This is a genomic window from Carnobacterium pleistocenium FTR1 (genome assembly GCF_000744285.1).
GTDB lineage: Bacteria > Bacillota > Bacilli > Lactobacillales > Carnobacteriaceae > Carnobacterium_B > Carnobacterium_B pleistocenium.
The window spans coordinates 868,984-881,883 of the sequence record NZ_JQLQ01000002.1; the positions used below are offsets into that span (position 1 = coordinate 868,984).

A 12,900-nucleotide genomic window follows, 5' to 3' on the forward strand; every position below is an offset into this window, starting at 1 on the left:
AATCCGCTTACTTTGAAATAAATTCTGAAAAGTGACAAAATTTTGACTAAATAAATGATGAATAAAAATAAGCTTAGAAATGCTATCAATCCGCTATTTTTTTTATGTGTTTAGTTAAAAGTAAAGACGTTATTAAAACTAGTTTGATCATTTTTTAATGATTCTTTAAGAAAACCTTAAATTTTCCTTGGACAACTTTAGAAGAGTTTGTTATTCTAAAGGTACATAGTAATTATATTAAGCGAATAACCCTACAATTTTTTTAAAATAGCAATTATCATTATAGCTTATTTAAATCATTTCATAAAAAATTGCTTTGGAGAGGTAATGCTTGCACATAGTTTGTTGTGAATGATTCAGGATAATTATATCCTGAGTCATTTTTTGTACAAATACTTATTAGAAAGCTTAGTTATTTCTTAATAAGAATTGAGTATACTAAAGATAGAACAAGTAATAAAAAACGTATGATGGAGGATCCTAAAATGAATCGATTTAAAAAACTGAGTTTAACAACTTTAACTGCAATGAGCTTAATGGGAGCAACTTTAGTTGTCTTGCCACAATCTGCCGGTGCCACAACGGATGGGATCGATACAACGGTTGTTGATGAAAAATGGGGAAAACCTACTTTTATCTACGGTGGTGGATTATCAGAAAGTCAAATAACTGAGACAGAAGCGCTATTAGGGATTGAAAATTCTGAGAATGTAGCTGTCAGTAGCGTTTCAGGACAGGATTTGATTGATTACTTAGGCGAGGGATCTGGAAATACAGCCAGCATGATTTCATCCGTAATGGTACAGAAACAAGATACTGGTGAAGGTGTCGATGTCGAAATCGTTAATCCAGAAAATATCAGCCAAATCACACAAGACCAATACGCAAATGCAGCGATTACTGCAGGAGTCAGTGATGTAAAAATCGAAGTAGCAAGTGTTAGCAAGGTAACGGGAGAAAGTGCTTTAACTGGAATTTATAAAGCTTTCGACGTTAACGGAGAAGAATTAGACCAAGAACGCATGGAAGTAGCCCAAAATGAATTAGAAACAACTAATGAAATCGCACAAGAAAACGTTGAAGATGAAGGCTTTGATACAGCCAAATTTGACCAAGCGATCATTGATATCAAACAAAGCTTAGCAGACTTAAAAGAACAGCAAGGTGAATTGGCTACAAAAGAGGATGTTGAGCGAATCATTAATGAAGCGTTAGAAAACAATGATTTACAAAATGCCGTTTCACAAGATCAAATTGATCAATTGATGGCCTTATTTGAAAAGTATCAACAAACAAGTGCGATTGACTCAGCCGAAGTAAAAGAACAATTAAGCAACTTATCAGATACCGTTCAAGATAAATTTGGGGATGCCTTACAGCAAGCCGAAGATAGTGGTTTAGTAGATAAAGTTGGCAATTTCTTTGGTCAAATATGGGATGCTATCGTAGGATTGTTTAAGTAATAAATTAAAAGACTAATAGAGTTCATAAAACTGGTATAGAAGCTGTACACGCTGAGAGCTATCGAAAAAAGTATCCACGTTCTTCCGATTTTTATTCATGGGAGGAGTATAGGTGCTTTTTTTCACTTCCTTATGAAAACCACTTTGACGTATAGCTGAAGCAGAAAGAATGTCCGAGATTCTTTTTGGAGCATGTTCTAGTATAATTATACAGCTATAAAAAAGAGGTCAAGACAAAAGTCTCGACCTCTTTAGCTTTTTATAAGAGTGAAAGGAAAGCATTATTCAAAATCGTATTTAAGATCCCATTTAGTTCTTAGTGTGTCCATTATTTCCATTACGTCATGAGTAAGAGGGAGCGAAGGATCTGGTTGATTTGATAAAATCAAATTGGTAATATCAGCTATTTCATAATTCATAGCTTGTTTTGTATCGCCAGCTTCAATTGTTTCAACTGTGCCATCTGAGTGTGTTAAAGTAGCTCTTTCTGCACGCGGAAAATCATTGACCGTGAAAAAACCATTCTCAAATGCAACAATTCCCAATTTCGGCATTTTAGCTCTAAAAGTAAGCGAGATAGTAGCTAGCTCATCGTGATCATTTTTTAATAGAATACCCGATTGCTCATCTACACCTGTTTCGTAAAAATTCATAGTCGTATGGATTTCTTGTGGCTGGCTAGTCAAGAAAAAGCGGGTAAATGATAGTGCATAAATTCCGATATCTAGTAGCGCTCCACCAGCAAGATTTTTGTTGAAGAAACGATTCGTCGGATCTTCTTCTTTCAAACTCCCAAAAGAGACTTGAATCATTTTTAGCTTACCAAGAGAGCCTTCTTGAGCAATCTCTTTTAATTTATGGTAAAGCGGCATGTGGTAAATAACCATGGCTTCAGCTAAGACTAGTTTTTTCTCTTCAGCCAATTCCATAGCTTGGGTTAATTGATCATTATTCATTGTGATTGCTTTTTCTGATAAAACATGTTTGCCAGCTGCTAGACTTTTTAAAATCAATTCAGCGTGATAGCTATGCGGTGTAGCAATATAAACTACATCAATAGAAGAATCTGCTAGCAATGCATCATATGAACCATAAGATTTTTCGATACCATACTTTTTAGCAAATGTAGCTGCTTTTTCATCATTTCGCGAACCGGCAGCGTATAATAATGCGTTCTCAACACTAAAGGTCTCTGCAAATTCATTTGCAATTTGACCTAAACCTAAAATTCCCCAATTTAACTTTTTCATAGAAAGCCTCCCAAAATTTATTCAAACAATATCAACTGTATTCTACCATTGAAAAACAGTTGAGGGAAAGAAGAAGTCAGCAAAATCTTTATTTTTCAAAAAACCGATAAAGGTAAGGGTTTAAAATTTAAAAGTTAACGTAATAGGTGTAAAATAAAGGTAGCACTTATTAGATAATAATCATTAATTGGAAGGGAATGTTGATCATGCATGAAGCATTAGTAGAAATTGTTTTAAGAGCTATAAAGGAGCAATATATTAGTGAAAAAGCTTTTTACACTTCACAATTGGGCATCACACCACAAAGCTGGGACCGCTGGAAGAAAGGCAACCAAGGACTTAAGTCTGAGAATATGAATAAAATTTCTCGTTTGTTTACCGAATACGAATGGATGCTAGTACAAAAAGTTTGCCGTAACGCTACATTTTTCCCAGAAGTTAAAGCCAATCCCGTGAACGAATATCTAGCAATTAAATTTCATGTAGCACAAAAATGGGTGAATAGCGGTACAGCTGAGTTAGAATTCAAGAAAGAAACTGAAGAAGACCTGACCGCACACCACCGCAAACAAAATACAACGATCCTTATTATTGAGACTAAATATGATTTTTGGAGCTACAAAGATATTATTGAATTACGCTTACCCGGAATCATCCAACAACAAATAAAAACTGATAAACTAAATCTACTAGAATGGTTCAACAAAAACATTCAGGATGCGGAGTTCGACGTCAAGGCTTGACGGAAAAACAAAGAATCGCGCAGAGGAAAGGATGTGAAGTGTCTCGTTTATCCTCGACAGGAAAATAGGTAAAATTCGTAGAGGGTGTTGTTCCCACAAAGAAGTTTTATCTTTTTCTCGAAAGGATGAGACACACAACTCAACTAAGAAAGGATGTGTGTCTCATCCTTTTTTTAATGGTAAAGTAAAAAAAGCAAGTTTTAATCTGATTTTACACACTAACTAGAAAATTGATAATGTCATGAGCATTATTTGTGAAGTGGATGTGGGTCTGCTTTTTGGAACACGTTCTAGAACAAGGCTTCAGGTTTTACCATGGCTCTCCACAAGCAAACCCGTAATTCCAGAAGAAATTTGTTTTAAAATACCAGTACCAGTTAAATCAGAGTGAGAGACACAACCAAATTTGAAAATTAGTTGATTTTTAAAGAGCTTTCTTTTGACCACAGTAGTGAAATACCTTATCCTTAAGGTGAAAAATAGATAAAGAAAGAGGGGCTTCATATGTTGGTCGATTCTTATCCGTACTTGATATTTAATGGCAACGCAGAAGAAGCATTGAATTTTTATGCAACTGTTCTCAAAGCAGAGATTTTAGATAGCAGCAAATTCAAGGATATGCCGCCAAACCCAGAAAATCCCGTCTTGCCTGAGAAATTACAAAATATGATAATGAATGCAACCTTGCAGCTGACAAATGGAAGCTATCTGATGTTTTCCGATAACCCGCTCGAAGGTGAACAGGGATACAAACAAGGCAACAACGTATCTGTCACTTTAGTTTATGAAACAGCAGAGGAAACACGTGAGGTTTTTGACCAATTAAAAGTAGACGGAAAAATAGTGATGCCGCTTGAGGAGACATTTTGGAGCCCTTTGTATGGGAATGTCGTTGATCAGTTTGGAATTGCCTGGCAGATTTCGACCATTGCGCCTGGTATGATGAACACAGCTGAACAAGGTCAGTTAAAGAAAGAAACAATTTTGAAGATCAAGTCTAGTAAAAAGAAGGGATAGGGAACTATTTCTGATTTCAGTTCCCAATCCTTTTTAAACGCACCGTAATTTACGGAACTAAAAAGAAGTTATCAGAAAACATTTCTGGTAACTTCTTTGAATTAGATAGTCACTTTTAATTCATTGGGCTTCAATAGATTTGATTTGATCAGAAAAGGCTTGAATAAAATACTTAATAGACCTGGTAAAATAATTACTACAAAAAGGTACGAAAATGTTGCAGGCAGTCCTTGGGAAGAGGCGATTCCAAAAACGGATACTAATGCACATAGACCCATACCTGCAATTTCAGCGGAAGCTTCTAAATTAAAAACTAAGACCCCAACAGGAGCTAAAATCGTTCCCAATAACAATGGGAATAAAGCAACTTTAGGATGTTTTATAATATTTCCAGTTTGCAGTTTTGGCGTGATGATCAAGTGACCTAAGAACGTTCCCGCATCGTTATCTTTCAGACTGAGAAAAGCAAAGACTGTAAATTGAACGCTGCAACCAATTAAAGCAGCTGCTCCAGCAGAGCCATCTAATTGCAAAGCAAGAGCAACGGCAGCTGATGAAGCGGGTGATAGGATCAGCATACCGAAAACTAAGCCTAAAACCATGGAAGATAAAAGTGGGAAGCCGGCTACAGAAGAAGTGATCAATGATGAAACTGAGGTTAGTATAAAAGCTATGGGTGAGGATAAAGCATAACCTGCTATTCCACTGATCAATATACTGACAAAAGGCACCAAAATCATGTTGAAACGTGTTTTATTAAATAAAAACGTACCGACGACGATCGCGATGGCAATAGCTACTAAAGCGCCAACAGGTTCACCACTTTTTAAAGACAGAACACCATCTGTCAAAATATAGGCGCGACCACCGATCACACCTGCTGCTGTAGCGCTCAGCATGGTTAAAATATCTGTTTTTAAATAATAACTGATCCCAATACCTAGTCCAGGAATCAATAGCGTTTTTGTGATAGCGCCAATGGTAACGAGTGTTGTAAGACCTAATAGTTCTCCAATACTTTGGATCAATAATCCAATACCTAAAGTTACTACAACCGCTGCAGCAATACCTTGGGATGCTTTGTAAAGTCGATCGGTGAATGTTTCTTTTTTCATGTGCAAACCTCCAAAAGATTTCCTGTTAACCTTATTCTATATTAATGTTATTATAAAGGAGTGAACTCAAAAATACACTATCTTAAGTATAAAGTTGTTCTTAAAAGGTCTATAATTTTTAGTGTTGATGGATTGGTTCAATCACATACCTGAACTTTCTGTTCCAACAGAGCGTTCTTTTGAAGCATCAACACTAGTTGTTAAACGATTCTTTTAGATGAAATACAAAATTAGAATGGAGTCTTTATAATAATGAATAAAAAATTTGCCTTACTATTGATCACAACCGGTATATTAGGAGGGTGCGAACAATTCAATCAAGAATCTAGCTCACAACCTAATCAAGTTTCACAAACCAGTTCTTCTATTGAATCGCTAACACCAGAAGAAGAACAAGAACAAGCAGCTGAAGCTGAACAACAAGCCATGCTGGATACTTTACCAGCTGTTTCAACAGATGATTGGAATTTAAACCTGGTTAATAATTGGACAAAAATAGATGAATCAGTAGAAATACCCTTAAAAGAATTGCCAGAGGGCTATCCGGTCGATGAACGGATATTTTTAGTTGATGAACGAATCATTCCTGATTATGTCGCTATGATTGATGCTGGAAAAGAAGCGGGTCATGAGATCCTAGCTGTATCAACGTATCGTTCGGTGGAGCTGCAAACCACAAATTACAATAGTAGAATCCAACAATATCTAGATGAAGGAAAGTCTCAAGAAGAAGCCGTTAAATTAACGGAAGATTACATTGCTATTCCAGGTGGAAGTGAACACCATACTGGACTTGCCATTGACGTGATGGATACAGAATGGGTGAATACAGGCAAAGGACTGATTGCCGAATTTGATACGCAAGAATCGCAACAATGGTTAGTGGAGCACGCAGCTGAGTATGGATTTGTCTTGCGGTTCCCTGAAGGCAAAAAAGAAGCGACCGGTATCGAATATGAATCATGGCATTTTCGATATGTTGGAAAAGAAAATGCAGCTTATATGAAAGAGCATGATTTAGCCTTAGAAGAGTACATTGCATTATTAGAAGAGGCCGGCAAATAAAAGGTCTATCATTTTTAGTGTTGATAAATCAATTAAATTTCTCAACTAAAATTTTCGGAGGAATAAGGTTGCTTGTGGCCATGTGAAAAATCAAATGGCACCACAAGTAAACCGCCCATTCCAGAAGAAATTTCATTTTGAAGCATCCATACTATTTGACCTAGAACCCAGATAAACTCATTTATGGTAATCTGTTTGTTTCATTGAAAGGAAGAAAGTTATGCCACTTAAAAAGCAAAAAAAGAATAGTTACAAAAAAATGAAATACAAGAAAAGTAAAAGAATAACGCCCAGTCATTTCTTGATGACGCTATTCATTTTTGTATCCATCTTTTTTGGGACCCTTTATTTTTTGGCACAAGAAATACCGGACATCCAAGTGCCTCAAAACGGCCAAGATGAAGAAAATCGGTTTATCATCCAAATTTCCGATTACGCTAAAGAGCTACAAAAGAGGTATGGTGTCTTACCAAGCATTAGTATCGCTCAAGCCATACTTGAATCAGATTGGGGCACTAGTGAACTTTCAGTGGAAAACAATAATTTTTATGGAATCAAAGGAGACAGTGCTGAACCAACTGTTACAATGACCACTAAAGAATTTGTTAATGGAGAATGGATCGAAGTCAATGCAGAGTTTAGGAAGTATACAACATGGCAAGAATCAATGGAAGATCATTCTAAATTATTTACTACAGGAACGTCATGGAATGCAAATCAATACGCGAAAGTTTTAGCATCAACGGACTACAAAGAAGCAGCTTATGCATTACAAGAAAGCGGCTATGCTACGGATCCTGATTACCCAGATAAATTGATTCGATTGATTGAACAACACAACTTGAATCAGTACGATCAAGAATAAAAAAGCATAAGAGAGTCAGAAAAATTAGTTCACCTTTTCCTCTTAGCGATAAGTAATCGCTTTATTTATTGGAAAATGTGATAGCAATCAAATCAGATATTCGTTAAACTAAGCGGTATAAAGACAACCAATGGAGGTGGGGAAATGGTAGCTAAAAAAGATTCTCCAAGTATTACGACTGATTTAAGAAAGCATTATGTAACCGTTCCAGAAATAATTGATACGGCTAGTGGCATTATCATAAATGGAAAAAAATTTCGTTCACTTATCTTCACGACTGATATTGCTATTATTATGAATAATGATGCGGATGCAGTCATTGCCGTTTATCCATTCTCACCACACCCAGCTGTTATTCAAGGGATCACAAATGTGGCAAGTATGCCCGTTTTAGCTGGAGTAGGCGGAGGGATCACTAATGGGCTTCGTTCGGCCAACATTGCGCTATTTGCTGAAGCACACGGCTGTATTGGTGTCGTGTTAAACTCGCCTACACCAAATGAGACGTATCTAGAAGTTAATAAAATGGTTGACATTCCTATCATATCAACAGTTGTTTCAGAATATGTGGATATTCAAGAAAAATTAGATGCCGGTGTGGATATTTTAAATATCAGCGGAGCAGCTAAAACGGCTCATATTGTGCGTGAGATACGTAAGAAATTCCCAAAAGTGCCAATCATTGCAACAGGCGGACCGACAGAAGAAAGTATCAAAGAAACGATTGCTGCTGGTGCAAATGCCATTACGTACACACCGCCTAGTAATGGGGAATTATTTAGCACCTTAATGAAAAAATACCGTCAACAAGAAGAAATTAACTACGATGAGCAAAAAGCGTTAGAAGAAGAAAACAAAAATTAAAAGTGGGTGTGGAAAGATGAGAAATAGCAGCACAAAAGGAAAAAAGCTTCCTACATGGGCAACAATCAGCATTATTGTAGCAGTGATTGCATTGATTGGTGGGGGAGTTATCGGATATACCGCTTGGTCTGCAGCCAGAGATGAAGAGGCCGCTCAAGCAACGGCAGATACCTTTATTGCAGCATTAGAAAAACAAGATTATACCGCTATGAGCCAGGTTGTTTCTGAAGAATCATTGACCGCAATTGATTATACAAGGGAATCAATGTCAGAGCGCTATACGACAGTGTACGGTGGGATAGGAGCAGCGGAATTAGACATATCCGATTTGGCTGTTACGCAGAACGAGGAAACAGATCAATACGAGATTGCTTATACGGTAAATATGGAAACGGCGTTAGGTGAATTAGAAGAAAAACAGTATGAAACAACCCTTTCTAAAGTAGATAGCGATTACCAAGTTGATTGGAATACACAACTTATTTTTCCAGATATGGAACCAACAGATAAAATTTCTATCGTAAAAACAGCAGGTGAACGAGGGGAAATCTTAGATAAAGATGGTTCGCCATTGGCAACTAAAGGAATCTCATGGCAAGTGGGTCTGCAGCCTGTTGCTTTAGGTGAAGGAGATCAAAGGACAACTAATTTAGAAGAAATTGCTGAAACATATGACGTTACAGTGGAAGAACTAACGAGCTTGTTAGAGCAAGGCTGGGTAACACCAGAAAGCTTTGTACCTTTTAAACTGTTGGCTCAAGATGCAGAGCTGCCACAAGTTACCGGAGTGCTTTATCAAGAAACAACCAATCGCACATATCCGTTAAATGAAGCAGCTGCCCATTTGATTGGCTATGTTGGAGATGCTTCCGCAGAAGATATTGAAGAAAATCCAACACTGAGCTCCGGAGACCTCATTGGCAAGTCTGGTTTAGAAGCAACTTATGATGAACGGTTAAGAGGTCAAAAAGGTGGCCGAATCGAGATTCAAACAAGTGACGACGAATTGAAAATGGTATTGCAAGAAACAGAAGTTGAAGATGGCGAAGATATCACTTTGACTATTGATGCTGATATGCAACAAGCTGCTTACGATCAATTAACGGGAGAGCAAGGATCAGCTGTTTTCATGAATCCAACAGACGGTAGCTTACTAGCATTAGTCAGTACGCCTTCTTATGATGCAAACGGAATGTCAAATGGCATCAGTTCAGAAGATTACCAAGCTTATGTTGATGATCCAGCGAGTCCATTTTTGGCACGTTATGCGTCTGGATATGCACCCGGATCAACCTTTAAAGTTATTACAGCTGGTATTGGTCTAGATTCAGGAACGATTATCCCAGAAGAAACACAGGCAATTGATGGATTATCTTGGCAAAAAGATGCTTCATGGGGAGACTATCGCGTCACCCGTGTAACAGATGTTCCTAGTGTGAATTTAGCGGATGCTTTTGCGTATTCAGATAATATTTATTTTGCACGAGAAGCATTAGAAATGGGTCAAGAAGTATATGAAGCAGGTTTAAGCAGATATATATTTGGCGAAGATTTAAAATTACCGATCGCAATGAATCCAGCACAAATATCAAATAGTGGTACATTAAATTCAGAAGGAAACTTGGCAGATACAGCATTTGGGCAAGGCGAATTGTTGCTTAATCCTATTCAGCAAGCGGTATCGTATACACCATTTGCAAATGGTGGAAATCTGGTTTACCCTAAATTGACTGCTGATCAAGAAACAGCAGAGTCGAAAGAACCTGTTACACCCGAGTCGGCTGCTATAATCAAAGAGGATCTAATTCAGGCAGTCGAAAAGGAGTACGGTTCTTCGCATAAATTAGCCGTTATTGACCAACAAATCGCAGCTAAAACGGGTACAGCTGAAACTACAGAAGCTGAAACAGAAGGTGAAGATGCTGAAACGAATGGTTTCTTACTAGCTTTTGATGCCGAAAATAGTGATTACTTGATGCTAGCCATGATTGAAGGAGAATCAAGTGGTTCAGTTATCGATACTATGCTTCCAATGCTTGAAAAAATGGATACATTCCAATAATGACAAGTGTGTACTGAGAATGGATAGTTGAAAATAGTTTTGAAAAATGGTATATTACTTTTACTTTGTACGAAATCAGAAAAATTTAAAGGAGACAATGATAAATGAACTCAGACCCCGATAGTCAGTCGATGATAGGACAGATATTAATTATCGTTATATTGACAGCTATTAATGCGTTCTTCGCATCAGCAGAAATGGCATTTGTATCAATAGATCAAGGGAAAATAAGAGAAAAGGCAGCTAAAGGCGATAAGAAGTCGTTAAATATCTTGAAACTGCTAAGCAATTCAGACAACTTCTTAGCTACTATTCAAGTAGCCATAACCTTGGCAGGATTCTTTTCAAGTGCATCAGCAGCAACTAGTTTTGCCACTCGCCTAGAACCATATTTAGCAAATATTCCTGGGGGGACACAAATAGCAACAGTAGTTGTAACGATCGTACTAGCTTATGTAACCCTTGTTTTTGGGGAGTTATATCCAAAACAAGTTGCTTTGCAAAAAGCTGAAGAAGTTGCTCGCGCGACTTCTAGTGTTATTCTTGTAGTCCAAAAAATCGCTAGACCATTTGTAAAGTTACTCTCGTTCTCAACCAATATCTTAAAGAGATTAACTCCGATAGATTTTACGGAAGAGAAAGAAAAAATGACACGTGATGAATTTCGTGTCTATCTAGAAAACAGTCAATTAGCTGGGGCTATCGATCCAGATGAATTTACCATGTTAAAAGGTATTTTATCAATGGATACTAAAATGGCCAGAGAAATTATGGTCCCTCGTACCGATACCTTTATGATCGATTATAAAGATGGAAATGAAGTGAACATTCCTCAATTATTAGATATTCCTTATTCTCGGGTACCGGTTTATATTGAGGATAAAGATAGCATCATTGGAATCATCCATGTTAAGAATTTATTGAAAGCTTCTCGAACAACTAAACTTGATGATATTGATTTAAAAGACATTTTAAATCCACCATTGTTTGTTCCTGAAACGATCCACGTGGATGACTTATTGTATGAATTAAGACGTACGCGCAATCAATTGGCCATATTAAATGATGAATATGGTGGAGTAGTTGGGATCGTTACCTTAGAAGATCTACTTGAAGAAATAGTTGGGGATATTGATGATGAATACGATGAAACGTATACGATGATCGAAAAAGTATCTGAAAGTATTTACTTAGTAGATGGTTCAACGCAATTATCAAAATTTAATGAATTTTTTGGAACAGAAATAGAGTCAAACGATGTGGATTCAATTGCAGGTTATTTCATAACCCAATATGGAAATATCCCTCAACCGGGTGATAATGCCAATGTGGAATACGAAAACTATTTGCTTAAATCCAATAAAGTTGAGGGTTCACGCCTCGTTAGTCTATATGTCGAACGATTGAATACTGAAAATCATAACGAAGACAAAGAATCATTAAAGGATTAAAACTCAAAAAAAGAAAGGTGCGCTGTCCAACGACAACGCATCTTTCTTTTTTTGAATTGAGAAAAACCTTTATTCTTCAATAGAGGAAGTATCAATAGTGGAGCTTTCTTCAGTAGGGGTTTCTTCTACTGTTTCTTCTGAATCGCTTTGTTCTGGAACAGTAGAATCTACTGGTTGCTCTGAATCGGCTGATTCTGAATCTTCAACTACTGGTACTTCTTCTAGTTGTGATTCTACAATAGGTATCGATTCTTCTATTTCTTCTGACTCAGCTCCCTGTGTTTCGCTTGATTGCTTGGGAGTCGTTTGGAGCGTCGATTTAGTTTTTGTTGATAAACTTGATTTAGGTTTGCTGTAAGAATCATTAGAATAAGTAGGGGTGTAGCTGTTAGTTCTATTTGTTTGAGTATTGTCATAGTCATCGCTAGAATTATTTTTTTCAGTAGAGTCGACCTCAGCTACCTCTTCGGTCTCTTCAATTTCTATCTCTTCAATTTCTGTTTGAGAGTCCTCCAAGAAAAATAATTCCGAATCTATCCTTGAAGCATCATCTTCATCTTTTGATTCAGCGGAACTAGCCTTTGATTCAATAACAGCAGATTTATCTTCTATAGCAGCTGATTTTGTTTCAGAATCAGCAAGATTAGTTGACCAAGCTGTTTCCTGTGTGGTACCAATAACAAGAACGACAACAAGAATGATAAATAAAAGGGCTAGATACCAATAGTGCTTAATGAATCCTAGTGAATTTTTATTACGCATGCTAAACTCCTTCCTTTAACCGCTTTAGTTTAATAATATAGCATTCTCTATAGAAATTCTAGTTTATTTTAGGAGTCGTTTTTGTGAGATACTAATCAATAAAAATGCAGTAAAATGAGGTTTCAATCTTTTCTATTTTCAAAGTAGTGATCACAGTTGGAAAATTTCAAAACGAAATATTTAATCCTAATTATAAATATCATTCGTGTTTTTTCGTTTATAGATGATATGAACGTTAAAAGT

The 12,900-nt window shown here is 36.8% G+C and carries 11 protein-coding genes; 8 read left to right on the plus strand and 3 right to left on the minus strand.

What is annotated here, in order from left to right; genetic code table 11:
* Positions 1-485 precede the first annotated feature (485 nt).
* The gene (locus tag BP17_RS04320) at positions 486-1,463 is read left to right on the plus strand and encodes a DUF1002 domain-containing protein (protein ID WP_035052016.1); all 978 of its coding nucleotides are present in this window, start codon (positions 486-488) and stop codon (positions 1,461-1,463) included.
* Positions 1,464-1,744: 281 nt separating this feature from the next.
* Here the strand turns inward: BP17_RS04320 and BP17_RS04325 are convergent, their stop codons facing one another.
* Positions 1,745-2,713, minus strand: coding sequence for a Gfo/Idh/MocA family protein (locus tag BP17_RS04325; RefSeq protein WP_035052018.1), 969 nt, complete (start codon positions 2,711-2,713; stop codon positions 1,745-1,747).
* A gap of 206 nt (positions 2,714-2,919) precedes the next feature.
* Between BP17_RS04325 and BP17_RS04330 the strand changes: the two genes are divergently transcribed.
* Positions 2,920-3,456 (plus strand): hypothetical protein, encoded by a 537-nt coding sequence (locus tag BP17_RS04330; RefSeq protein ID WP_035052020.1) that lies wholly within the window; start codon positions 2,920-2,922, stop codon positions 3,454-3,456.
* Between the two features lie 504 nt (positions 3,457-3,960).
* Positions 3,961-4,473 carry a VOC family protein gene (locus tag BP17_RS04335; RefSeq protein WP_051910446.1) on the plus strand — a complete coding sequence of 171 codons (513 nt, stop codon included), beginning with the start codon at positions 3,961-3,963 and terminating at the stop codon, positions 4,471-4,473.
* 101 nt (positions 4,474-4,574) lie between these two features.
* On the opposite strand, the gene BP17_RS04340 is transcribed toward BP17_RS04335, so the two are convergent.
* Positions 4,575-5,588: a PTS sugar transporter subunit IIC gene (locus BP17_RS04340; protein WP_035052022.1), complete on the minus strand. Its 1,014-nt coding sequence runs from the start codon at positions 5,586-5,588 to the stop codon at positions 4,575-4,577.
* 252 nt (positions 5,589-5,840) lie between these two features.
* Between BP17_RS04340 and BP17_RS04345 the strand changes: the two genes are divergently transcribed.
* The 5 genes from BP17_RS04345 (at position 5,841) to BP17_RS04365 (ending at position 11,895) form a co-directional block, all read left to right on the plus strand.
* On the plus strand, positions 5,841-6,653 hold the full coding sequence (locus tag BP17_RS04345) for a M15 family metallopeptidase (protein ID WP_035052024.1): 813 nt from the start codon (positions 5,841-5,843) through the stop codon (positions 6,651-6,653).
* A gap of 220 nt (positions 6,654-6,873) precedes the next feature.
* Positions 6,874-7,518, plus strand: a complete 645-nt coding sequence (locus BP17_RS04350; RefSeq protein WP_035052027.1) for a glycoside hydrolase family 73 protein — start codon at positions 6,874-6,876, stop codon at positions 7,516-7,518.
* A gap of 144 nt (positions 7,519-7,662) precedes the next feature.
* The gene (locus BP17_RS04355) at positions 7,663-8,382 is read left to right on the plus strand and encodes a beta/alpha barrel domain-containing protein (protein ID WP_035052029.1); all 720 of its coding nucleotides are present in this window, start codon (positions 7,663-7,665) and stop codon (positions 8,380-8,382) included.
* Between the two features lie 16 nt (positions 8,383-8,398).
* On the plus strand, positions 8,399-10,444 hold the full coding sequence (pbp4, locus tag BP17_RS04360) for a penicillin-binding protein PBP4(5) (protein ID WP_035052032.1): 2,046 nt from the start codon (positions 8,399-8,401) through the stop codon (positions 10,442-10,444).
* Between the two features lie 104 nt (positions 10,445-10,548).
* Positions 10,549-11,895: a hemolysin family protein gene (locus BP17_RS04365; protein ID WP_035052034.1), complete on the plus strand. Its 1,347-nt coding sequence runs from the start codon at positions 10,549-10,551 to the stop codon at positions 11,893-11,895.
* Positions 11,896-11,964: 69 nt separating this feature from the next.
* Here the strand turns inward: BP17_RS04365 and BP17_RS04370 are convergent, their stop codons facing one another.
* Positions 11,965-12,657: a hypothetical protein gene (locus BP17_RS04370; RefSeq protein WP_035052038.1), complete on the minus strand. Its 693-nt coding sequence runs from the start codon at positions 12,655-12,657 to the stop codon at positions 11,965-11,967.
* Between the last annotated feature and the right edge of the window lie 243 nt (positions 12,658-12,900).

Coding starts and splice junctions, on each gene's coding strand:
- BP17_RS04370 (WP_035052038.1), bottom strand. CDS start 12,657: ATGCGTAATAAAAATTCACTAGGATTCATTAAGCACTATTGGTATCTA.
- BP17_RS04350 (WP_035052027.1), top strand. CDS start 6,874: ATGCCACTTAAAAAGCAAAAAAAGAATAGTTACAAAAAAATGAAATAC.
- BP17_RS04325 (WP_035052018.1), bottom strand. CDS start 2,713: ATGAAAAAGTTAAATTGGGGAATTTTAGGTTTAGGTCAAATTGCAAAT.
- BP17_RS04330 (WP_035052020.1), top strand. CDS start 2,920: ATGCATGAAGCATTAGTAGAAATTGTTTTAAGAGCTATAAAGGAGCAA.
- BP17_RS04345 (WP_035052024.1), top strand. CDS start 5,841: ATGAATAAAAAATTTGCCTTACTATTGATCACAACCGGTATATTAGGA.
- BP17_RS04320 (WP_035052016.1), top strand. CDS start 486: ATGAATCGATTTAAAAAACTGAGTTTAACAACTTTAACTGCAATGAGC.
- pbp4 (WP_035052032.1), top strand. CDS start 8,399: ATGAGAAATAGCAGCACAAAAGGAAAAAAGCTTCCTACATGGGCAACA.
- BP17_RS04335 (WP_051910446.1), top strand. CDS start 3,961: ATGTTGGTCGATTCTTATCCGTACTTGATATTTAATGGCAACGCAGAA.
- BP17_RS04340 (WP_035052022.1), bottom strand. CDS start 5,588: ATGAAAAAAGAAACATTCACCGATCGACTTTACAAAGCATCCCAAGGT.
- BP17_RS04355 (WP_035052029.1), top strand. CDS start 7,663: ATGGTAGCTAAAAAAGATTCTCCAAGTATTACGACTGATTTAAGAAAG.
- BP17_RS04365 (WP_035052034.1), top strand. CDS start 10,549: ATGAACTCAGACCCCGATAGTCAGTCGATGATAGGACAGATATTAATT.